Below are 22,680 nucleotides of genomic sequence, written 5' to 3' on the forward strand. Positions count from 1 at the left end.
CATGACGCATTCGACATCGGGCAGGCCCGTACCCGATCGGGCACTGGCCGGCGGGGGCAGTCTCCCGCTACCGGCCTTGATCGCCCTGGCCCTCGCCGGTTTCATCACCATCCTGACGGAAGCCCTGCCGGCGGGGCTTCTGCCCGAGATCGCGGGCAGCCTCTCTGTTTCACAATCCTATGCCGGCCAGATGGTCACGATCTACGCGCTCGGATCGTTGCTGGCCGCCATACCGCTGACGAGCGCGACGCAGCGCCTGCGCCGTCGTCCCTTGCTGCTGTTCGCCATCGCCGGTTTCGCCCTCGCCAACAGCGTCACCGCAATCTCGCCTTTCTACGGACTGACCATGGTAGCCCGATTCCTGGCAGGCATCTCGGCGGGGCTGCTTTGGGCGCTGCTTGCCGGCTATGCCGCACGCCTGGTGCCCGACCACCAGAAGGGAAAGGCGATCGCGATCGCCATGATCGGCACGCCTGTGGCACTGTCGATCGGGGTTCCCGCCGCCACCTTCCTCGGCAAGGCCATCGGTTGGGGCACTTGCTTCGGTGTGCTCAGCGCCATCGCGGCCCTGTTGATCGTCTGGATTTCGATGAAGCTGCCCGACTTCCCGGGACAGGACGGTGCAAGGCGGTCCTCCCTCGCTGCGGTGCTGGCCATGGCGGGCGTGCGACCGATCCTGTTCGTCACGCTGGCCTTCGTGCTCGCCCACAATCTCCTCTACACCTATATCGCACCCTTCCTCCGCCTGGCAGCCCTGGCGGACCAGGTCGACATTATCCTGCTCGCCTTCGGCCTGTTCTCGCTTGTCGGAATCTGGATCGTCGGTGCCTTCATCGATCGCAAGCCGAGGTCCTTGGCTCTGCTCTCCAGCGCTCTCTTTGTCCTGGCTGCGGCAATGCTGGGGCTGTGGCCGGCTTCCGCCCCCTTCGTCTACGCCGCCGTCGCCATCTGGGGCCTGGCGTTCGGCGGGGCGGCGACCTTGTTCCAGACAGCACTCGCCCACGCAGCCGGTGACGCCACCGACATCGCCCAGTCGATGCTCGTCACCGCCTGGAACCTGGCGATTGCAGGTGGAGGATTGCTCGGCGGCCTGTTGCTCGACCAGGCCGGCGCCGGCAGCTTCCCTCCGGCCCTGCTCGCGCTTCTCATTCCCTGCCTGCTGGTCACCTGGTCAGCGCGGCGGCAGGGCTTTCCGTCGTCGTAGCGCTCGCCACGACATGAAGCCGGTAGCTTCGGAGGAAGCGGCCGGCGTGGGGTTCCGGTCATCGCACTTGCGCCAGCTTCAGACGGGCCTCGAGAGCTTCGTGCTCTTCCCTCCGCTCGCTGTAGCGGTCTGTGAGATAGTCCGAGGCATCACGCGTCAGCAGGGTGAACTTGACCAGTTCCTCCATCACGTCGACGACACGCTCGTAATAGGATGAGGCTTTCATCCGCCCGCCGGGCGTGAACTCTTCATAGGCCCTGGCCACCGAGGGCTGGTTGGGAATGGTGATCATCCGCATCCAGCGGCCGAGCACGCGCATCTGGTTGAGGGCATTGAAGGATTGCGAGCCGCCAGAGACCTGCATCAGCGCCAGCGTCTTGCCCTGGGTCGGCCGCACCGCCCCGATCGCCAGCGGGATCCAGTCGATCTGTGCCTTCATGATGCCGGTCATGGCGCCATGACGCTCGGGGCTGCACCAGACCTGCCCCTCCGACCACTCCGAGAGCTCCCGCAATTCGCGTACCTTGGGATGGTCTGCCGGTGCGGCATCGGGAAGCGGCAGGTCGAGAGGATCGAAGATGCGGGTTTCCGCCCCAAAATGCTTGAGAAGCCGTTCCGCTTCCAGGGTCAGCAGCTTGCTGTAGGAACGTTCCCGCAGCGAGCCATAGAGTAGCAATATGCGCGGCGGGTGTGTCGAGGCCTTCGGCCGCAGGCGATCGAGCGAAGGGATCCGCAGGCAATCGGGCGTGATATTCGGGAGATCCTCGATCATCAGCGGCGTCCTTCGGCGGCGGCTACGGCAGAACCGCGCTCATACCAATCCTTGGACCGGTTCACGATCCAGACGACGGACAGCATCACCGGCACTTCGATCAGCACGCCGACCACGGTGGCCAGGGCTGCTCCCGAGTGGAAGCCGAACAGGCTGATCGCGGCGGCGACGGCAAGCTCGAAGAAGTTGGATGCCCCGATCAGGGCCGAGGGGCCGGCGACGCAATGCCGTTCGCCGGCAACGCGGTTGAGCAGATAGGCAAGCCCCGCATTGAAATAGACCTGGATGAGGATCGGCACGGCAAGGAGCGCGATCACCAGAGGCTGCGCGATGATCTGCTCGCCCTGGAAACCGAAGAGCAGCACCAGGGTCGCCAGCAGCGCCAGCAGGGAGACGGGGCCGAGGCGGGCGAGCAGATGGTCCAGGGCCGCCTGGCCGCCGGCAGCCAGCAGACGACGACGCAGCCCCTGCGCCACGAGCACGGGAATGACGATGTAGAGCCCGACCGACAGGACGAGCGTGCCCCACGGCACCGTGATTGCCGAGAGCCCCAGCAGCAGGCCGACGATCGGCGCGAAGGCGATAACCATGATCGCATCGTTGAGCGCAACCTGGCTCAAGGTGAAATGCGGCTCGCCTCTGGTCAGGTTCGACCAGACGAACACCATGGCGGTGCAAGGCGCGGCGGCGAGGATGATCAACCCGGCGATATAGCTGTCGATCTGCGTGGCAGGCAGAGAGGACCGGAACAGCCAGCCGACGAACAGCCAGCCGAGCAGCGCCATGGAGAAGGGCTTGATGGCCCAGTTGATGAAGAGGGTCACCCCGATGCCGCGCCAATGCCGGCCGACTTCGCGCAAGGCGGCAAAGTCGATCTTCAGCAGCATCGGGATGACCATCAGCCAGATCAGCACGGCGACCGGCAGATTGACCTTGGCGATTTCGGCAGCGCCGATCGCCTGGAAGGCTGCCGGCATCGTATGGCCGAGCGCGATGCCGGCGAGGATGCAAAGGGCCACCCAAAGCGTCAGATAACGTTCGAATATGGACATATCAGAAGCTGATCTCGCGGCGCATCAGGATGGCGCTGGCCGGGCAGAGGGATGAGGCCTGGCGCGTCGCCAGGACGGCGGTGGGTGCTTCGGCCCGCTCCACCGGCTTGAAGCCGAGGCGCGAGAAGAAATCGGACGCGGACGTCGTCAAAAGCCAGGCACGCTTTGCGCCGGCCTCATGGGCTCGGAACAACAGCAAGGGCACGATATTGCGGCCGATCCGGGCTCTTCTCAGCTCCGGCGAGACCACCACGGATCGGACCAGCGCATCGGCGCCCAGAAGCTCATAGCCGCCAAATCCGACGATTTGACCATCGAGCGTTCGGTAAGCAAAGAAAATGCGGTCCGTCTCGGCAAGATCGTCGACGGGGAGGTCTTCCGCCCGCAGGGCAGCGATGAGAACCGGATCGCTCGGATCGACCGGTACGTCCTTCAGGAAGGGCGCCCCGTCTTCCTTTTGCATGCTTGACGGCATGGCTGCTGGCGGAAGCAGATCGAGCACGACATCGGAAGGGCGGCAGAGCTTCACGCCCAAAGGGCTGACGACGATGGGGCGGCTGATCAGGATCGGGTGCGCCATCATCGCATCCAGGAGCTGGTCGTCCGTCAGATCCGGAACCTCCAATCCGAGCTCGGCATAGGGCGTGCCCTTTTGCCGGACGAGGTCCCGGACGCCAATGCCCATGCGCGCGACGAGCTGGGCCAGCAAAGTGCGCGAGGGCGGCGTCTTCAGATATTCGATGACATGGGGCTCGATACCCCCTTGCCGGATCAGCGCCAACGTATTGCGCGAGGTGCCGCAATCGGGGTTGTGATAGATGACGATATCCATGTCGGCGTTCACGCCGCGCTGTTGCGGGGCGAGGTTGCCCCTTTGGATTGACCGATCTCGGCAAGCGAAAACGCGCTGCGCGCCGGCGAAGGCGCATGCGGATCAGGCATGGGTGGTTTCCTTTCGAGGGGCGCAGCAGGCGGAAAGCGCAGCGACGGCGGGATTGCAGACTTCCGGATGCCCCTGGCAGCAATCGCGCATCAGGAATTCGATCAGGCCGGCGAGGGCGGGATAGGCGGCGCTGTAGAGGATCGAGCGCCCTTCCCGGCGCGATTCGACCAAGCCGGCCTGTTCGAGGTGACTGAGGTGGAACGACATGCGCGAGGAGGAAGCCCCATCCATAGCCTCGCCGATCACCCCGGCCGCCATGCCGTCCGGTCCAGCCGTCACCAGCAGCCGGACGATTCGAAGCCTGGTTTCCTGCGAAAGGGCCGCAAAGGCATCGAGGGCTTGCTTTTCATCCATCTTTATCTCAATATCTCAAGAGTCATTGAAATATTCAATACAACAACATGAACGCGACCGCTAGCCCCCTGACGATCGAATTGGCGGCGATGCCTCACTGGGACATGTGCCTGCCGCCCTCGAACCGCATGCCGGCAAGGCACGGGTGCTGCACTATGGCGAGAGGATGGTATGGCCCGGCTACCATGTGACCGAGATCAAGGCGGCTCCTTCGTCACCTTGGATTGCGGTGCAACCCCGATTCCTGGCGCGAGACGATCCTGCAGGTCGAAGATCTCGCTCCTGCCGGCACTCACGAGTTTCTGGCCGTCGAGAAGTTCCGGAGCATCCTTCGGCAGGTCGATCGGCATCTCCCCCTGGACCCCGATGCGCGCCTCACTTTCGAGATCGGCTCGCCCGGCGCGGCGATGCAGGTGTTCGATGTAAACAGCATGCGGGTCGACAAGGATAGCATCGTCCTGGCGCTCGGCGCCCGGTCGGCGATTTGCAAACCCAGGTACAGATCGCAGCAGCAAGCTGGTCAATCTGCTTGCTGTGCGCCCTCGCAGACGGCACGGTCAGGATGCTGTTAGGCGGAACAAGCCAGTGCTGAAGACACGCCCGGCCGGATCTCTGCCGAAAACCTCCATCGATATCGACCGGGCCGATGGACGGTGCGCGGAGGAGAGCTGACATGCCAGTCGGCAGGGAGGGGCGACGCTCAGCCTTTTACGAAAACACCCGCCGCCTCTGCGGGTGGCAGGCGATACCGACCAGATGGGCGCTGGGGCCGACGAACCAGCGCAAGGCCGCAGCCTCGAATTGCACGAAGCCCTCGCTCTGAAGCGTGGTAAGCAGGCGATGCGCCGTCGATGGAGCCAGGCTGGTGCCGCGAACGACCTCCGCAAGCGTCATGCCGCGCTGGTCCTGAGCAATGCATCGGAGAATCGACAGGGCCCGCAACACGGCCTGGACGCAACCATGAGCGACAGGAATGTCGCGACCTTCACGAAATTCCGGAGAATGACCGAAAGGCAGCCCCGGCGTTTCTCCAGCGGCATGGCCAAGATGGTGCTCGATTGCTTCCAAAGCAGACACCGGTTCTCCCTCCCGTTGTTTTGTGGATGCCTCCCGGTTATGTTGCTGTTCCTCTTATACGTCCAATATATCATTTGGATCGGGTGATATTCCTAAGATATTTATTGGCAGGACAATCGACCCGCCGCGCAGCCGTCGTACGGACCGGATCATCCCTATCAGCCACGCAATGTCCCCAAGAAAAAGCCCCCCTTTGCTGGACGCAGAGGGAGGCTCGAGAAGCGCTGAGGCAAAGTGCGTTCAGCGAAGTGCCGCTTCTTCCAACGCCTTGTTTTCGGCGCGCCTTTGCGAACCCGCTGGAACGAAGAACGTTCTAGCGGGTCGATGAAGCCTCTTTGCTGGGCCGGGCGGCCTCCTGCGCCGCTTTTTCGTAGGGATCGGAGCGCTCGCCGTTCAAGACGCGGTTGGCCTGAGCCCTGTCGATATCACCTTCCCAGACGGCGATGACGACGGTGGCGACGCAGTTTCCAATGAGATTGCCGAGCGCCCGCGCCATTCCCATGAACCAGTCGACCGACAACACCAGGACCAGGCCGATCACCGGAATGACGGGCAGTGCGGACAGGGTGGCGGCAAGAACGACGATGGCCGATCCCGGCACGCCATGCGCCCCTTTCGAGGTCAGCAGTGCGACGCCCAGCACGACCAGAAGATCGGTTTCCGAAAGCGGCGTGTTGGTAGCCTGCGCAATGAATACCGCGGCCAGCGTGAGATAGATGGAAAAGGCATCGAGATTGAAGGAATAGCCGGTCGGGATGACCAGGCCGACAGTGGAATCCTTGATCCCCATCTTCTCGAGCTTGCGCATGACCTGCGGAAGCACAGCGTCGGATGAGGCGGTGCCCAGGACGATCGTCAGTTCTTCGCGCAGATAGACCAGGAACTTGAACAGGCTGAAGCCGGCAAGCCGCATGATGGTGCCAAGCACCGCCAGCACGAAGAAGATCACGCTGACATAGAACAGGAGGACGAGATAGCCCAGTTGCTGCAGGGAACCGACCCCGTATTTGCCGACCGTGAAGGCGATGGCGCCGAACACGCCGAGCGGAGCGAGCCGGACGATGAAGCCGATGATCTTGAAGAGAACGTCGGTGGCGATGTGGATGAAGTCGGCCACGGGCCGGCCACGTTCGCCGAGCAGGGACAGCCCGGCGCCGAACAGGATGGCAATCAGCAGGACCTGGAGAATGTCACCCTTGGCGAAAGCGTCCGTGACAGTCGTCGGGATGACGCGCAGCAGAAAGTCGACCCCGCCGGTGACTTCGCGCACATGATCGGTGTAATTGGCGAGCGCGCTGCCATCGAGTGCCTTGGGATCGATGTTCATGCCAACGCCCGGCTGGAAGAAATGGGCCATCAGCAAGCCCAGGCACAGGGCGATCGTCGTCACCACCTCGAAATAGACGATGGCCTTGACGCCGACCCGGCCAACCTTTTTCAGATCCCCCGCCCCGACGACACCATGGACGACGACGCCGAAAACCAGGGGCGCAATCACCATCTTGATCAGCTTGATGAAGGCATCGCCAAGCGGCTTCAACTGGCTGGCAAAGCCAGGCCAGAGGATGCCGACCACTATTCCCAACACAAGCGCTATGACCACCTGCCCGAACAGGGATCTGAAGAATCTGAGCATATATTTCCTCCACGGTCGGCACCGTTGTTGTTTCTGATTTTGCCGAAGGAGCTGTCGGTTCCCGGGAAGGGTCCGGTGACGGCACGTTCTCCCAAACGTCCGCCACACTCCCGATCTCAATGGTGCCGTATGCAGCAATGCTTAGAGCATAAAATCTCCAGGTCAGAAGGCGCGATTCCGCATCATGGAATCGGATGCCACAGCACCGCCGCCGAGAGATTACGCCAAGGCATCCCCGCTGCGCCTAGGGCGAGCTTTGAAAATATTCGCGCGTTTCACTCAGGAATCGGGTCACGACAGCGCTGCGATCCGGTCGATACAGCATGATGACATCAGCAACCGGCGCCGGCTCCACCAGGGCCCGGTAGACGACACCGGGCCGCAACATTTCCTTCGCCGCCTCCGGCACGAGCGCAACACCCAGGCCCGCAGCAACCAGGCTGAGCAGCGAATAGGATTCGACGACCTGCTGGGTAATATTGGGGTCAAATCCCGCCTCGATGCAGCATTCCTTGAGATAGCGGGCAAACCGCGAATTCTTCATCCTCAGAAAAACGAACTGCTCGTTTCTCAGTTCGGACAGCTCGATCCGGCTATTGCCCGCCAGCGGATGCGATTGCGGTAAGGCCACGCCGACTTTTTCCTTCCATGCCAGTTCGGTGACCAGATCGGGGTCGCCGACCGGCCCGCGCAAGAAGCTGATGTCGATCTTGCGGGTGTGAAGGGCAGCCTCCTGCTCGAGCGGCGGCATCTCGCGAATGCGCACCTGGACCTCCGGCACTTGCAGGCGAAACCTGGCGATCAATCCGGCCAGCGGCCCCATCAGCACCGATCCGGTGGTGGCGAGGTCGAGGGTTCCGATCTGCCCCCGGCCAATGGCGAGGGTCTGTTCGGCGGCCTCATCCACCTGCGCGATGATCGCGGTCGCATAATTGCGAAAGGCCAGGCCTGCGGTGGTCAATTCGACACGCCGCTTGTTTCGCAGGAAGAGCTGGGTTTTGAGTTCGTATTCCAGGTCTTGAATCTGCGTACTGAGAGGCGGTTGGGAAACGCGGAGCCGAGCGGCGGCTGCCCTGAAATTGAGCTCTTCAGCGACAGCGAGGAAATAGCGCAGATGACGCAGTTCCATGGTCTCCCCCTGTCCGGCAGCTTGGCCACCCCTCGTTGAATCGAGGTTAGCCCGTCATCTTCGAGTCTTGTTGATATTTCACAACACTACCCGATCCTATTGCTGCCCAGTGCGCGATGGGCGGCTCGCCAGTTCTGTGTGAGGAAATCGATCAGCGCGCCATCACGCCGCCGATCCATGCCCGCACCTCGGGCAGGACATAGCCGAGGCTGAGATGGCTGGCCCCTTCCACGGGCACGAAGGTCTTGGGCTGGTTGGCGAGTTCATAGAGAGCCTTGCCGAACTCGAAAGGAATGACGCCGTCGGCAGTGCCGTGGACGACGAGCAGCGGCACCTTCACCTGGCCGATGCGCTGGTCGGAGGGAAAGGGATCCAGCATCACCCAGCGCACCGGGAACATGCCGTAGAGGCGGGAAGCCACGGCGAGAGCCGAGGTAAAAGGCGAATCGAGCACCATTGCGCCCACCTTGTGGCGGGCCGCCAGGGCGACCGCCACGCCCGAGCCCAGGGATTGGCCGACCACCACGATGCGCTCGGGCGCGATGCCGAGGGCGAGCACCTTGGCATAGGCAGCCTCGGCGTCGAGCAGCAGCCCCTGCTCGGAGGGCGAACCGGTGGAACCGGGATAGCCACGATATTCCACCGCCATCAAACCGTTGCCGCCGGTGGTCAGCGCCTGCAGCAGCTCGGTCTGCAAGGTGAGATTGCCGCCATTGCCGTGGAAATAAAGCAGGAGGGGCTTACCCGGCGCGGGCGCGACATGCCAGGCGATCAACGTCTCGCCGTCTTCGGTGCGCAGCTTGACGACTTCGGCACCGGCGATGGCGGGCGCGAGTACCTCGCCGCTCGGCTGAAAGACGAAGGAGCGCTGGGCAAAGGCCAAAGCGGCAAAGGCCGCCAGATAGAGCGCCGCGGCCAGGGCGGCGATGACAATCAGGAACTTCGACACCAGACAGACTTCCCAGGACGGCACAGGAAGCGCAATTCGCCATGGGCCGGCAGGGAACGCAAGGGCGAAGGGAACAACGGAGGAAAACCTTTCAACCCCACTGCGGGCGCTGCAATCGAACAGCGCGTGGGCCTGGCTGGTCTTCCAAAGATAATGTGCCGGCCCGCGAGGACCGGCACATCGAAATCATCCGATGAGGACGGGCGGATGCCGCCCGCTCTCCTTACTTGCCGAGCTTGGCGAGTTCGTCCTTGAGTTCCGGCAGGGCCGTGTAGAGATCCGCCACCAGGCCATAATCGGCAACCTGGAAGATCGGAGCCTCTTCGTCCTTGTTGATGGCGACGATGACCTTGGAGTCCTTCATGCCGGCCAGATGCTGGATGGCGCCGGAGATGCCGACGGCGATGTAGAGGTCGGGAGCGACCACCTTGCCGGTCTGGCCGACCTGCCAGTCGTTGGGGGCATAACCCGCATCGACCGCGGCGCGCGAGGCACCCATGGCGGCGCCGAGCTTGTCGGCCACCGGCTCGATATAGGTGGCGAAGTTCTCGCGGTTGGCCATGGCCCGGCCGCCTGAGATGATGATCTTGGCCGAGGCCAGTTCCGGACGGTCGGATTTGGCCAGTTCCTCGCCCTTGAAGGTCGAGAGGCCGGGATCGGCTGCGGCCGCCGCCGGCTCCACCGCCGCCGAACCGCCCTCGCCCGTCGCGGCGAAGGAGGCGGTGCGCACGGTGATCACCTTCTTGGCGTCGGCCGAGGTCACGGTCTGGATGGCGTTGCCGGCATAGATCGGCCGCTCGAAGGTATCGGGCGAGACGACCTTGACGATGTCGGAGATCTGCATGACGTCGAGCAAAGCGGCAACGCGCGGCAGCACGTTCTTCCAGGCCGCAGTCGAGGGCGCGACGATGGCGTCATAGCCGCCGGCCAGACTGACGATCAGGGCGGCCGTCGGCTCGGCCAGGCGATGCTCATAGGCCGCATCGGCGACCAGGACCTTTTCGACCCCGGCGAGCTTGGCAGCAGCCTCGGCGGCAGCCTGGGCGTTGGCGCCAGCCACCAGCACATGTACCGGGCCGCCGAGCTCGATGGCCGCGGTGAGGGCGCGGTTGGTGACGTCCTTGAGGCCAGTGGCGTCGATTTCTGCGATGAGAAGAGTGGTCATAATATCAATCCTTCTCGGCTCAGATGACGCCGGCTTCGTTCTTGAGCTTGTCGACCAGCTCGGCCACCGAGGCGACCTTCTTGCCAGCCTGGCGTGCCGGCGGCTCCACCGTCTTCACCACGGTCAGGCGCGGCGCGATGTCGACGCCGAGCGCTTCGGGGCTGGTCTCGTCGATCGGCTTCTTCTTCGCCTTCATGATGTTGGGCAGCGAAGCATAGCGCGGCTCGTTGAGGCGCAGATCCGTGGTGATGATCGCCGGAAGGTTGAGCGTGACGGTCTGCAGGCCGCCATCGACCTCGCGCGTGACGTCGACCTTGTCGCTGCCGACATCGAGTTTGGAGGCGAAGGTGCCCTGCGACCAGCCCAGCAGCGCCGCCAGCATCTGGCCGGTGGCGTTCATGTCGTCGTCGATCGCCTGCTTGCCGAGGATGACCAGGCCCGGTGCCTCATTGCCGATCACCGCCTTGAGCAGCTTGGCCACGGCGAGTGGTTCGACGGTGGCGTCGGTCTTGACCAGGATGCCGCGGTCGGCGCCCATGGCAAGACCCGAGCGCAGCGTCTCGGCCGCCTGGGCCGGACCGATCGAAACAACCACGACCTCGGTCGCCTTGCCGGCTTCCTTCAGACGCAGCGCTTCCTCGACGCCGATCTCGTCGAAGGGGTTCATCGACATCTTGACATTGTTGAGATCGACACCCGTGCCATCGGCCTTGACGCGGATCTTCACATTGTAATCGACGACCCGCTTCACGGGCACGAGCACTTTCATGGAGCTTCTCCAGACGGGGAACCGGAACGATGAGCGATATGAAACGACCGCATAATGGCCTTGCCCCTCCCGCGCTGTCGGCGAACCGACACGTCACGTCGCGGCAAGACCGCCGCCGCTGAACTTGATGACGCAAGTCAGCTAAAGGGCGCGGCTTTTTGTGTCAACGCGACATTTGTGTGAAGCGACCGGGCGAGCGCCAGTCACGGGCTTTCTCGGCGGCGAGTGGGTCGCATCACCGACCGCGATAGGCGAGACAAGTTGAACACGGATATCCCACCCAACCCGATCGGTTTCCACCCAATGAAGTAATACTTTACCATTTTCTGTTTTTATTGTCGAACAACCTGCCTCTCGCATTCCTCATACCTAATTGAAAACAACAACAAGCTGTTGATAAGCAAACATCCTGCAAAACACGGCTTGCACAAAGCATAGTCGATCGCTGTTTTCGGACTCAGGTTTGCTCGCTACTCCCTAACCTACGCAATGACTGGCGCGGTGTCTCTTCACCGCGACTTTGGCGGCAAAGGCATGGAGCACGAACAAGAAGACGATCTCCAGCCACGCTCCCAAGGAAAGCACGTTCCCAATGTTTGATACAGGTTTGAAAGTCACGGGCGCTCTTTTTGTCACAGCCAGTCTCGCCAGTTGCTCAACCGCCGGCATGTTTCCCAAGCCCGGCGAGGCCTATGTCAAGGACGTGACGGTGACGACCATTGCCTCTGCGCGCAATCCAGTGCCGGCAAGCTTTGCCCCACGGCTGACCGATGCCGTGCGCCAGGACACGCGGCGCCTGCCTCAGACCGGCGCGGCCAAGCATCTGTCGATCACCCTGACCGATTATCATTTGAAGAATCCGGCTCTGTCCCTGCTGGTCGGCGATGCCAATTACGTCAAGGGTACACTGACGGTCACGGATCTGGCAGGCGGGCCCGCCAAGACGGCGCCGTTCACGGTCGGCAATCAAGGACAGGTCAATGGCGTGGTCGGCGCCATCGTAGCCGCCAACCAGGATCCGGGCCTGATCGAAGGCGTTCTGGTCGTGCAGTCGAGCCGCAAGGCGCTGGAAAATTTCTATGGTTCCAAGCTCTTGAAGACCTATGCGGAAAACCCGCCGGCGGCCACGCCTGCTGCCACCGCTGCGCCGGCTCCAGCCAGCCCCGCCAAGGTCAAGGCCTCAAAGCCTCCTGCCGCCAAGACCAAACCCGTTGCACCGGCGGCCGCACAGCCCGGCGCCTAAACAAAACGGCGCCCTGGGGCGCCGCGATATCGCATGGAGATCCGGAGGAGGCAGTCTGCCTTCCTCCGTTTCTTATATGTAGCGCACAAGGGCCTTGCGGCAAGCCCCCGTTCCGGCGCTATCAACCCAACCCTCGACCGCAATCAAGGGAAAGGGTGCCGGATGCGTGTATTGGTGACGAGCTTTGGATCGCGCGGCGATGTCGAACCGGTGGCGGCGCTGGGGGCGCGGCTCGGCGATCTCGGCGTCGAGGTGCTGGCCTGCGTGCCGCCGGATGAGGAGTTCGAGGCAGTCCTGGCTCGCGCCGGTGTAAGGCTGGTGCCGGCCTTCCGGGCATTGCGGCCCTGGCTGGCCGAAGTGCTCGAGGGACCGGTCGACCTGCCCCGGGTGGCGGCAGAGGTCCTGGAGGGGCAATATTGGGTGATGGCCGCGGCGGCCGAGGGCTGCGATGCCGTTGTAGGCTGCGGCCTGTTTCCCTCCACCGCCGCGGCACAGGCGGTGGCCGAAGAACGGGGCCTTGCCTATGTCCATGTCAGCTATTGCCCGCTCTTCATCCCCTCCCCGCATCATCCGCCCTATGCGTATCCCGGCCACCCCCACCCGCCGGGGGTCACCGACAACCGGGCCTTGTGGGACCACAATATCGGCGTCATGAACGCCCTGTTCGGTGGTGCCGTGAATGGCCTACGTACCCGGCTCGGCCTGCCGACGCTCACCAATGTGCGCGACCACGTCTTTACCGACAGCCCCTGGCTAGCTTCGGACCCGATCCTGAGCCCCTGGCCGCCGGCGGCAAGCACGGTGGTACAGACCGGCGCCTGGATCCTGCCGGACGAGCGCCCGCTGCCGGCCGATCTCGAGGCCTTCCTGGCTGCCGGTCCCCCGCCGGTCTATGCAGGCTTTGGCAGCATGTCGATGCCGACGGCCCAGGCGGCCGGCCCCGTGGCGATCGCGGCGATCCGCGCCCAGGGCCGCCGCGTCCTGCTTGCTCGCGGCTGGGCCGAACTCGCTCTGGCGGAGGCAGATGACGATTGCTTCCTGGTCGGCGACGTCAACCAGCAGGCCCTGTTCCCCAAGGTCGCGGCGGTGGTGCATCATGGTGGTGCCGGCACCACCACGGCGGCGGCGCGGGCGGGCGTGCCGCAGGTGATCGTGCCACAGGTGGTGGACCAGCCGTTCTGGGCCGGACGGGTGGCGGCGCTCGGCATCGGTGCGTCCCATGACGGCCCGGCCCCGAGCCTCGACTCGCTCTTGGCCGCGCTCGCTATTGCACTGGCGCCGAAAACCAGCGCCAGGGCCACCGCCTTCTCAGCCACGATTCGCCGCGATGGAGCGGCAGTGGCCGCAAGACTGCTCCTCGACATGAAGCGTTCAGCGACCTGAATGAATCACTTTGAATCGCAAAGATGCGTCGAAACAAGGAGTTAGAGCAAAGCGGCGGAGGGATGCAGGAAAGTCGTCGAACCGCGCCCGTTCAAGCCTGCCCGCAAGCTTGATCATTCCAGGCGCATTTGCAGGCTCGTCTTGCGGACCTGCTCAATCAAACGTGTCGCGCCAGTCGTTCTGCGCCTGGGGCGGCGCGTTATCGAACAAGGGCGCGTCCGCGCGCTTGAGCGGCAGCACCAGAATGGCGCCGGCGACCAACCCACCAAGATGGGCGAACCAAGCGACATCGTCGGTCGAGGTAATGAAATAGGCATAGAGGGCGAAATAGGCCTGGTAGAGGATCCAAGCCCCGATCGCCCAATAGGCCGGCAGTTTCAGCGGAATGCGGAAGAACAGGAGCACCCAGATCTTCACCTTGGGATGGAGCAGCACATAGGCGGCCACCACCCCCGATATCGCCCCGGAGGCTCCGATCAGCGGGCTGGTGGAGTCCTGCGCGGTGAGGGCGTAGGCGAAGGAGGCCAGCACGCCGCAGGCGAGATAGAAGAACAAATAGCGCCAGCGCCCGAGATCGTCCTCGACATTGTCGCCGAACACCCACAGGAACAGCATGTTACCGGTCAGATGCATCCATGAGCCGTGCACGAAGGACGAGGTGATCGGCGTCAGCCATTCCGGCACCCTTATATATTCGGGCGGGAGCTGCATCTTCTGGAACAGCACCACCGGAATCATGCCGTAGGAATAGGTAAAGCCGGCCGTATCCGCCACGAAGGTGCCGGGCACATAGCCGGACTGAAAGAACACGAACACCAGCACGTTGGTGGCGATCAGGCCCCAATTCACATAGGCTCGGGTGATGCGCCGGTGCGGGTTGTCATCGTAAAGCGGTATGATCATCTCGCGCCCCGTATCGCATGCCGATGCAAGTCGCGTGACGGCAACACCAATGTAAGGCGAGAAGCAGCGGGAATAAAGGTCGGACAGCGGGCAGAACCGTTGGCACAGGCTATTTACCGTCATCCCGCATACTATTTTGATAATGCGCGGCATTTATGCATCATCCGCCCAGGTCATTGGAGGGTGATCGCAGTCCGAGAGGAACCAGATGCTTCGTTGCTCGCGATCTCGCGCCGCTGCCCTTGCCATCGTCATGGCCGCGCTGCCTGCCCTGGCCATCACCGCCGAGACCCGTCCCGCCTTGGCCGCCCCACAGGAGGCCGTGCTCAAACAGGCCGAAGCGCAGCGCCAGTCCTTGATCGATACCATGAAGGCACTGGTCTCGATCGAATCAGGCAGCAAGGACCCCGATGGCCTGGCTGAGATCGCGAGCCTGATCGCGGATCGCCTCAAGGCCCTGGGCGGCGAGGTCCAGCAGATCGAGCCGAAGGACGTCTACCGCATGCAGGATACGCCCGAGAAGCTCGGCAAGATCGTACTTGCCCGCTTCACCGGCACCGGTACCAAGAAGATCGCCCTGATCGCCCATATGGATACGGTCTATCTGAAGGGCATGCTGGCCCAGCAGCCCTTCCGTATCGACGGCGACAAGGCCTATGGCCTCGGCATCGCCGACGACAAGCATGGCGTCGCCCTCGCCCTCACCACCGTGGCACTGCTGAAGGCGCTCGATTTCAAGGACTACGACACGCTGACGGTGATGATCAACGGCGACGAGGAAATCTCCTCGCCCGCCTCGCGCGCACTTCTCACTGAGATCGGCGCCGAGCAGGATGCCGTGTTCTCCCTGGAAGGCGGAGGCACCGGCACGGACAAGGTCACCCTCGCCACCGCCGGCATCGGCGCAGTCGCCCTCAAGGTGGAGGGTAAGGCCTCCCATGCCGGTGCCGCGCCCGAGCGCGGCATCAACGCACTCTACGAACTGGCGCACCAGATCCTGCAGATGCGCGGTCTCTCCGATGCCAAGCTCGGCCTCAAGCTGAACTGGACGGTGGCCAAGGCCGGCACCAATCGCAACGTCATCCCGGCCGAGGCGACTGCCCAGGCCGATGTGCGCATGCTGCGCACGGCCGATTTCGACCGCATCGAGAAGACGGTGAAGGAGCGCATCACCAAGAAACTCCTGCCCGATGCCAAGATCGAGGCCGTGTTCGAGCGCCGCCGCCCGCCCCTGCAGCCCACCGATGCCGGCCGCGCCCTGGCGGCGCGGGCCGGCGCCATCTATGGCGAGATCGGCCAGAAACTGACCGTGATCGACAAGGCTTCCGGTGGCGGCACGGACGCCGCCTTCGCGGCGCTGAAGGCCAAGGGACCGGTGATCGAGGGCCTGGGCCTGCGCGGTTTCGGCGCCCATTCCAACGATGCCGAATATGTCGAACTCGATTCGGTAGTGCCGCGCCTCTATCTGCTGGCGCGGCTGATCATGGACGTCTCGGCCGGCCAGGCGAAATAGGCCTGCATCGAGAGGAGACAGGAGGCGCGGCGAACTTTCGCCGCCCCTACTCGTTGGTCTTGATGTTGGTCCAGGTCCGCGTCCACAGCTTCTGAATCTTGGCGTCCGGCGCCGTGGTGGTAAACAGACGCGCCATGGTGGCCTCATCCGGGAAGATGGCGGGATCCTTCAGGATCTCGGGCTTGATGAACTTCTGTGCAGCGAGGTTGCCGGTGGCGTAGGAGATGAACTCCGTGTTCCTGGCAGCGACCTCCGGGCGCATCACATAGTCGATGAAGGCGTGGGCTTCCTCGACATGCTGGGCATCCTTGGGGATGGCCCAGCCGTCGACCCAGATCAGGGCGCCTTCCTTCGGGACGACATAACGGATATCGACCAGAGGGCTATCGGGAGACTTGGCATGGGCCTCGATGGCTCGGTTGCGCGCCTGAATGACGTCTCCGGCCCAGCCGACCACCAGGCAAAGATCGCCGGAGGAGAGTGCGCTCAGATAGCCCGAGGAGCTGAAGGTACGCACATGAGGCCTGATCGCCTTGAGCAGTTCCCCCGCCTTGGCGATATCCTTCGGGTTCTTGGAATCGGGATCGAGCCCGAGATATTTCAGGGCGGGCGGGATCAGTTCGTCCGGGGTATCGAGAATGCTGACGCCGCAATCGGCGAATTTGGCTAGGTTTTCCGGCTTGAACACGATACTCCAGCTGTCGATCGGCGCCTCGCCCAGGCGCTTCCTGGCCATGTCGACATTGTAGCCGATGCCGGTGGTACCCCACATGTAGTTCACGGCGTATTGGTTGCCGGGATCGTAGAAGGCCAGGCGCTGGAACACCTTGTCCCAGCCATGCTTGAGATTGGGGATCCTGGCCTTGTCCAGCGGCTGGAACACGCCGGCGGCAATCTCCCTCTTCAGATTGGGGCCGGTAGGGTCGACGACGTCATAGCCCGAATGGCCGGCATAGAGCTTGGTCTCCAGCACCTCGTTGGAATCCATGGTGTCATAGACGACTTTGATGCCGGTCTCCTTGGTGAAGCCTTCCAGGGTAGCGGGGTCGATATAATCGGCCCAGCTATAGACGTTGACCACCTTCTCGTCCGCCGACGCGACCCCCGCGACCAGGAAAGCGGCCATGGCCGCACCGGCCAGAGCCAGCAACTGGGACGGTCGAAAGCGGCTTCGACGAGAATGTGATCTCCAAATCGGTGTCGGGCGAGACGGCATGGGTATCTCCTCTGGACGTGCGTCGTCATTGCCGCCGACGCCAGACGCCGACGGATGGGGATTGCGACCCTGCACGAAAGGCCGCTCTTGCGGTGGTGGGGCCTGGGCGATCCCGCGGCGCCTCGCTTCTGTCAGAAAAGCGCGGCTGCTCGCACCGAGAAAGGCCCGCTCGGCGTCACTCAGGATCCGGACAAGCGGGAACCAGCGCTCTTCGGCGCATCCGCCCCGGCTGTCCGGGTAAAAAATTGCATCGCGGTTGTCGCGCTACGAGCAGGCCCGCCCGAAAGCGTCTTCGCATCCGTGCTCGCGGTGGCGCTTCCTCCTTCTTGCTCGCTCAGGACGGCTGGGCTTCCGGCATAGGTCGGCCCAGGGATGAACGCACGGCCGGGATAGGTCCCGATGACGTGAAATGGGCAGGCAGTACGATGGCAAGATGCGATGCCGCGACCTCGCGCGCCTCCTCCCGCGACAGGTTCTTGGGTGCGATCATCAGATGCAGCCACAGGCCTTCGAGCATGCACACGATTGCCCGCGCCAGCTTGTGCGCATCGATGCCCGGCGGCACGAGTTCGGCACAGAGATCGGCAACGACACCGAGATTCTCCAAGTCGGTCTCGTTGCACATGCTGCGATAGGTCGGACGGGCCTTCGCCTCGCCGCGAAAGGCGCACCAGGCCGCCAGCTTGCGCGGCGTGCAGATCCTGCGGTCGAAATCGGCCAGGACCATCGCCCAGAGTCGTTCAGCGGTCGACGGCCCGGCCTGGGCAAGGGCGGCGCGCCAATGATCGCGATATTCGTCGGACAGGAAACGCAGCGTCTCCAGCAGCAATTGTTCCTTGGTCTCGAAGTGAAAGTTCACGATCCCGCGGGACATGCCGACCGCCTCGGCGACGACGCCGATCGTAGTGCCTTCATAGCCGTAGCGGGCCAGGCACTCGATCGTCGCGTCGATCAATTCGCTCCGGCGTTCGGCCCGGTTGATCCGTGTACGGCCCGTGCTCGTGGAAGTGCTCATTCTGGTGCGACCACCCTATAGCATTTTACAGAAAAGCTGATCGGCTTTTCGATTAAAAATGCGTCAAAACAAATAGTTAGGGAGAAATTGCGATTCATGAAAATCGCAAATTTACTCAAGCCTCGCCGCGCGATCCCAGCCGGCGTCTTTCGAGCATGCTTGGCGAGAATGGTGGGATTGTCAATGCAATTTTTTGCTATACGTTCGTTCAGTATAACGATTATAACCGAACGAACGTATAGCAATTATCTGATCGGATATCCGTGACGGGAGTGCTGACGGACCTGCGTTTTGATGGTGCCGACGAGGGAATTTCCGTCCCTCCCCGGCACGACCAAAGGACATGTCCCGGCTGGTGAAGACGAGGTGACGACGATGGCGACGATTGGCTCGACGGCAGTGGCGATGGCGGCAGCGGAGGAGGACCTGACCGAGCGCGCCAGGCGCCATCTCATCCAGCCCTGGCCCGTAGCGGAAACCGTGGGCGACGAGGCTCGCCCGCTGATCGGCGAGGGCGACGGCATCTACATCACCGATGCCGCCGGCAAGCGCCTGATCGATGGGCCCGCCGGCATGTGGTGCACCAATATCGGCCATCGCCGGCGCGAACTCGCCGACGTTATGCACGAACAGGCGATGGCGCTGTCCTACAGTTCACCCTGGTACACCACGAGTTCGCCCTCTGTGGCGTTGGCCGAGCGGATCGCCGCCCACGCACCCGGCGATCTCAACCATGTCTTCTTCACCACCGGCGGGTCCTCGGCCGTGGAGACGGCGCTGCGCTTCATGCAGTTCTACAACAACGTGCGCGGGCGCCCGGACAAGAAGCTCATCCTCAGCCGCGGCAGCGCCTATCACGGCTCGACCTATCTTTCCGCCTCGCTCAATGCCCGCCCGCGCGACAATGACTGGATGGACAGCGCCGGCGACCTCGTCGTCAAGCTCTCGGCGCCGAACCCGTTCCGCCGCCCCGACGGCAAGACGGTGGCCGAATTCGCCGATGTCCTGGTCGACGAGTTCCGCGACACCGTCGCCCGGATCGGGGCCGAGCGGATCGGGGCCTTCGTCGCCGAGCCGATCCAGGCCTCGGGCGGCGTCATCGTGCCACCGGAAGGCTATCTCCCACGCATCCGCGAGATCTGCCGGGCCAACGACATCCTCTACATCTGCGACGAGGTAGTGACGGCTTTCGGCCGCCTCGGGCATGTCTTTGCTTCACGAGAGGTGTTCGAGCTCGATCCCGACATGATCACTTTCGCCAAGGGCGTCACCTCGGGCTATTTCCCGCTGGGTGGCGTGGTGATCTCGGACCGGTTGCTCGAGGACCTCCGGCGCTCCAACCATCCCGAGGCGATGTTCGCCCATGGCCTGACCAACACCAGCCATCCCATCGGCTGCGCTGTCGCCCTGAAGAATCTCGATATCCTGGAAGGCGGCGTCCTCGACCATGTGCGCGAGGTCGCGCCCTATTTCCAGGCCCGGCTCAGGAGCCTCATGGACCTGCCCTTGGTCGGCGAGGTGCGCGGCGTCGGCATGATGGCCTGTATCGAATGCGTCGCTGGGCCTGCCGGCGAGCTCGACGAGACCATCGGCAAGCGCATCGACGGCCACTGCCAGGAGCTCGGCCTGCTGGTGCGGCCGATTGTCAATATGTGCGTGATGTCTCCGCCGCTCACCATCACGCGCACCCAGATCGACGACATGGCGGCCATCCTGCGCGAGGGCATTTCGCGCACGATGGACGATCTCGAACGCGAAGGCCTGTGGCGGCGACCGACGAACTCGCAAGCCTTTTCATAATAGGGCGCGGATATCCTTCCCCGGTTTCGGGGAAGGTGCCGCGAAGCGGCGGAAGGGGGAGCGTGGCGCCAGCGGGCTAACAGACCTAAGGCTGAGCCATCCGCCCCCACCCGGCCCGCCGGGCCACCCTCCCCGAAACCGGAGAGGGATTACCGCGCCTCGTTGACTTGATCGAGACGGATGAGACGTCCGCTGGCACAGATGGGACAGCTATTTTTCGCCCAGGCGGCCTTACCCCATCGCCTTGATCACGGCCGCGCCCATCTCGCTGGTGGAGACGGCGTTTTGGCCGGCACTGGCGATGTCCTTGGTGCGCAGGCCCTCGCTCAGCACCGCCGAGATGGCGGCGTCGAGGCGATCGGCCGCTTCGCTGAGCCCGAAGGAATAGCGCAGCGCCATGCCGAAGGAGGCAAGCGTGGCGATCGGATTGGCCAGGCCCTTGCCGGCGATGTCGGGCGCTGAGCCGTGCACCGGCTCATACATCGCCTTGCGCTTGCCGGTCTTGGCATCCTCGGCGCCGAGCGCGGCCGAGGGCAGCATGCCGAGCGAGCCGGTCAGCATGGCCGCGACGTCGGAGAGCATGTCACCGAACAGGTTGTCACAGACGATCACGTCGAACTGCTTGGGCGTGCGCACCAGCTGCATGCCGCAATTGTCGGCTAGGATGTGCTCGAGCTTCACGTCGGCATATTCGGCCTTATGGACCTCGGTGACGACCTGCCTCCACAACACGCCCGACTTCATGACATTGTGCTTTTCAGACGAATGCACCTTGTTGCCGCGTACCTTGGCGAGGTCGAAGGCGACGCGGGCGATGCGCTCGATTTCATGGGTGGTGTAGACCTGGGTGTCGACGGCGCGCTTTTCGCCGTTCTCCAGCGTGACGATCTCCTTGGGCTCGCCGAAATAGACGCCGCCGGTAAGCTCGCGCACGATCATGATGTCGAGGCCCTCGACCAGCTCGCGCTTGAGCGAGGAGGCCTCGGCCAGCGCCGGATAGCACACGGCGGGCCGCAGATTGGCGAAGAGGCCGAGATCCTTGCGCAGGCGCAGCAGGCCGGCTTCCGGGCGCGCCTCATAGGGAACATCGGCCCATTTCGGGCCGCCGACCGCGCCGAACATAACCGCATCGGCCTGATCGGCGAGCTTCATGGCGTCCTCGGAGATCGCCTTGCCATGGGCGTCATAGGCAGCGCCGCCGACCAGATCCTCTTCCGTCTCGAAGGAGGCGAGACCGGTCTTGTTGAGGAAGGCGATCAGGTGTTTGACCTCCGCCATCACCTCGACACCGATGCCGTCGCCAGGAAGAAGGAGGAGCTTTTGCGTCGCCATGACCTGTCACCTTTGATTGGAATGCCGGCTGATTAGACGAGCAAGGGGGAAGGCGCAAGAAAAGCGCTACAAGAAAAGCATGGCGAGCGAAGGCTGCCTGGGATCGTAGGCAGCCTCGCCAACCCTTCAGCCTGCTGCGCCGATGCGGTGGACGACTTTGCCCTCCGCATTCCGAATTTCCGTCGCCTCGACCTGAAGGCTGAGCCCGGGAAGGGATGGCACTGCGTAGTTGCCGGCGACGGGGCGCAGGGTCGCCAAAAGTTCGCGGTAGCCTCGATCGTCGAGGGTGACATGCGTATGGATACCGTGGTTGCGGACGGCATTCGCATCGCCTTTTCCCCAGACCACGACACACTCCGGATGATAGAGCGACAACTCCCGACCAAACGGCCAGCGATAGGGCAGCACCGCCAGCAGGGAGCGCATCGTGGTGGCGCTGAAGATCAGCGTGGTGGTCGAACCGTCCCTTTCGGCCTCGACACGATCGCCATAGATGACTTCGGTAGGTGAACCATCTTGCCGGGCTCGATCCTCGACAGCGCCCAGCACAACGGGATCGGCGAGGATACTGGTCCTGGCAATATCCGTCACTCGTTTGGTCGAGCGGCGGGCCAGCAGGGATTCGATCATGTCGACGCCAACATTCCAGACGGCATCCATCTCGTCGCTGGTGATGCCGACGGCCTGGACGAAACGCACCTTGCCGTTTGGGGTGTCGAGATCGGGCAAGTCAGGATCGGCAATGAAGATCAGGCTGAAAATCTGCGTCTCGATTTCCTGCACGATCGGGGCGAGGCGCTGGCGGTAATGTCCCGGTTCGAACACATTGCCGGTGTTGAAGACATAGCGTCCCAGCCCCTGCAACATCTCGAACGGCCATTTCGGTGGTTCCGTCTCCTCACCGCGCCTGAGGCGAAAGGTGAGCTCGAAACCAAAACCACTCTCGTCCGGATCGCTGGATTCCTTGCCGAACAGTTCGGTCAAGCCATAGGTGACATAGTGCCAATGCGGCGTGTCGCCGGCGCCCTGCTAGACAGAAACACCGTTGAGGACGCTGGAGCCCCCCAAGCCTGGCGGCGGCACCGCGGCGACATGGACTTCCTTCTGCCCGGGATAGAGACGCTCACAAGCTGCATCGATGGCATGCCAGCCTGCGAGCGTCGGCATGTTCTGAAGGGCAGGTCCTTGACAGACTCACCCCCCTCCTCGACCTGTCAGGGTATGA

Annotated in this window: 21 protein-coding genes and 1 pseudogene; 6 read left to right on the plus strand and 16 right to left on the minus strand. The window is 63.4% G+C overall.

Going from position 1 to position 22,680, the window contains the following annotated elements:
• The first annotated feature begins 1 nt into the window (after position 1).
• Entirely contained in the window at positions 2-1,204 is a 1,203-nt protein-coding gene (locus AB4037_RS25315) for an MFS transporter (protein ID WP_441773378.1), read from the plus strand.
• 58 nt (positions 1,205-1,262) lie between these two features.
• Here the strand turns inward: AB4037_RS25315 and arsH are convergent, their stop codons facing one another.
• From arsH to AB4037_RS25335, 4 genes are all read right to left on the minus strand, one after another.
• Positions 1,263-1,976, minus strand: coding sequence for an arsenical resistance protein ArsH (arsH, locus tag AB4037_RS25320; RefSeq protein ID WP_441773379.1), 714 nt, complete (start codon positions 1,974-1,976; stop codon positions 1,263-1,265).
• Positions 1,976-3,028: an ACR3 family arsenite efflux transporter gene (gene arsB / locus AB4037_RS25325; RefSeq protein WP_434959425.1), complete on the minus strand. Its 1,053-nt coding sequence runs from the start codon at positions 3,026-3,028 to the stop codon at positions 1,976-1,978. Before arsB ends, arsH begins: the two co-directional genes overlap by 1 nt.
• A gap of 1 nt (position 3,029) precedes the next feature.
• Positions 3,030-3,860, minus strand: a complete 831-nt coding sequence (gene arsN2 / locus AB4037_RS25330; protein WP_441773380.1) for an arsenic resistance N-acetyltransferase ArsN2 — start codon at positions 3,858-3,860, stop codon at positions 3,030-3,032.
• A 102-nt stretch (positions 3,861-3,962) separates the two neighbouring features.
• Positions 3,963-4,325 (minus strand): ArsR/SmtB family transcription factor, encoded by a 363-nt coding sequence (locus AB4037_RS25335; protein ID WP_434959424.1) that lies wholly within the window; start codon positions 4,323-4,325, stop codon positions 3,963-3,965.
• A 224-nt stretch (positions 4,326-4,549) separates the two neighbouring features.
• Between AB4037_RS25335 and AB4037_RS25340 the strand changes: the two genes are divergently transcribed.
• Positions 4,550-4,897: a DUF6428 family protein gene (locus AB4037_RS25340; protein ID WP_441773381.1), complete on the plus strand. Its 348-nt coding sequence runs from the start codon at positions 4,550-4,552 to the stop codon at positions 4,895-4,897.
• Positions 4,898-5,033: 136 nt separating this feature from the next.
• On the opposite strand, the gene AB4037_RS25345 is transcribed toward AB4037_RS25340, so the two are convergent.
• From AB4037_RS25345 to AB4037_RS25370, 6 genes are all read right to left on the minus strand, one after another.
• Positions 5,034-5,402 carry a helix-turn-helix domain-containing protein gene (locus AB4037_RS25345; protein WP_441773382.1) on the minus strand — a complete coding sequence of 123 codons (369 nt, stop codon included), beginning with the start codon at positions 5,400-5,402 and terminating at the stop codon, positions 5,034-5,036.
• Positions 5,403-5,715: 313 nt separating this feature from the next.
• A complete protein-coding gene (locus AB4037_RS25350; RefSeq protein ID WP_441773383.1) occupies positions 5,716-7,038 on the minus strand; it encodes a C4-dicarboxylate transporter DctA in 1,323 nt (440 codons plus the stop codon).
• 244 nt (positions 7,039-7,282) lie between these two features.
• Positions 7,283-8,167 (minus strand): LysR family transcriptional regulator, encoded by an 885-nt coding sequence (locus AB4037_RS25355; RefSeq protein ID WP_441773384.1) that lies wholly within the window; start codon positions 8,165-8,167, stop codon positions 7,283-7,285.
• 151 nt (positions 8,168-8,318) lie between these two features.
• Positions 8,319-9,116, minus strand: a complete 798-nt coding sequence (locus tag AB4037_RS25360) for an alpha/beta hydrolase (RefSeq protein WP_441773385.1) — start codon at positions 9,114-9,116, stop codon at positions 8,319-8,321.
• Positions 9,117-9,339: 223 nt separating this feature from the next.
• The gene (locus AB4037_RS25365) at positions 9,340-10,281 is read right to left on the minus strand and encodes an electron transfer flavoprotein subunit alpha/FixB family protein (protein WP_434959418.1); all 942 of its coding nucleotides are present in this window, start codon (positions 10,279-10,281) and stop codon (positions 9,340-9,342) included.
• Positions 10,282-10,300: 19 nt separating this feature from the next.
• Positions 10,301-11,050, minus strand: a complete 750-nt coding sequence (locus tag AB4037_RS25370; RefSeq protein WP_441773386.1) for an electron transfer flavoprotein subunit beta/FixA family protein — start codon at positions 11,048-11,050, stop codon at positions 10,301-10,303.
• 592 nt (positions 11,051-11,642) lie between these two features.
• On the opposite strand from AB4037_RS25370, the gene AB4037_RS25375 reads away from it, so the two are divergent.
• Both AB4037_RS25375 and AB4037_RS25380 read left to right on the plus strand, forming a co-directional pair.
• Entirely contained in the window at positions 11,643-12,293 is a 651-nt protein-coding gene (locus tag AB4037_RS25375) for a hypothetical protein (protein ID WP_441773387.1), read from the plus strand.
• Between the two features lie 162 nt (positions 12,294-12,455).
• Positions 12,456-13,676, plus strand: coding sequence for a glycosyltransferase (locus AB4037_RS25380; RefSeq protein ID WP_441773388.1), 1,221 nt, complete (start codon positions 12,456-12,458; stop codon positions 13,674-13,676).
• A gap of 153 nt (positions 13,677-13,829) precedes the next feature.
• Here AB4037_RS25380 and AB4037_RS25385 read toward each other — a convergent pair whose 3' ends face one another.
• On the minus strand, positions 13,830-14,579 hold the full coding sequence (locus AB4037_RS25385) for a rhomboid family intramembrane serine protease (RefSeq protein ID WP_434959414.1): 750 nt from the start codon (positions 14,577-14,579) through the stop codon (positions 13,830-13,832).
• A gap of 208 nt (positions 14,580-14,787) precedes the next feature.
• Between AB4037_RS25385 and AB4037_RS25390 the strand changes: the two genes are divergently transcribed.
• A complete protein-coding gene (locus tag AB4037_RS25390; protein ID WP_441773389.1) occupies positions 14,788-16,092 on the plus strand; it encodes a glutamate carboxypeptidase in 1,305 nt (434 codons plus the stop codon).
• Positions 16,093-16,138: 46 nt separating this feature from the next.
• On the opposite strand, the gene AB4037_RS25395 is transcribed toward AB4037_RS25390, so the two are convergent.
• On the minus strand, positions 16,139-17,218 hold the full coding sequence (locus AB4037_RS25395; RefSeq protein WP_441773390.1) for a polyamine ABC transporter substrate-binding protein: 1,080 nt from the start codon (positions 17,216-17,218) through the stop codon (positions 16,139-16,141).
• A 424-nt stretch (positions 17,219-17,642) separates the two neighbouring features.
• The gene (locus AB4037_RS25400) at positions 17,643-18,323 is read right to left on the minus strand and encodes a TetR family transcriptional regulator C-terminal domain-containing protein (protein WP_441773391.1); all 681 of its coding nucleotides are present in this window, start codon (positions 18,321-18,323) and stop codon (positions 17,643-17,645) included.
• 375 nt (positions 18,324-18,698) lie between these two features.
• Between AB4037_RS25400 and AB4037_RS25405 the strand changes: the two genes are divergently transcribed.
• Positions 18,699-20,123 (plus strand): aminotransferase, encoded by a 1,425-nt coding sequence (locus tag AB4037_RS25405; RefSeq protein ID WP_434959410.1) that lies wholly within the window; start codon positions 18,699-18,701, stop codon positions 20,121-20,123.
• A 231-nt stretch (positions 20,124-20,354) separates the two neighbouring features.
• Here the strand turns inward: AB4037_RS25405 and leuB are convergent, their stop codons facing one another.
• The 3 genes and pseudogenes from leuB to AB4037_RS25420 all read right to left on the minus strand — a co-directional run bounded on the left by leuB (position 20,355) and on the right by AB4037_RS25420 (position 22,622).
• Positions 20,355-21,455, minus strand: a complete 1,101-nt coding sequence (leuB, locus tag AB4037_RS25410; RefSeq protein WP_441773392.1) for a 3-isopropylmalate dehydrogenase — start codon at positions 21,453-21,455, stop codon at positions 20,355-20,357.
• 126 nt (positions 21,456-21,581) lie between these two features.
• A pseudogene (locus tag AB4037_RS25415) lies at positions 21,582-22,460 on the minus strand (suppressor of fused domain protein); the annotation flags it as partial.
• Between the two features lie 24 nt (positions 22,461-22,484).
• Complete coding sequence (locus AB4037_RS25420; RefSeq protein ID WP_441773393.1) at positions 22,485-22,622, minus strand: hypothetical protein; 138 nt, start codon at positions 22,620-22,622, stop codon at positions 22,485-22,487.
• Positions 22,623-22,680: the final 58 nt, after the last annotated feature.

This window comes from Labrys sp. KB_33_2, from assembly GCF_052114505.1.
Taxonomy (GTDB): Bacteria; Pseudomonadota; Alphaproteobacteria; order Rhizobiales; family Labraceae; genus Labrys.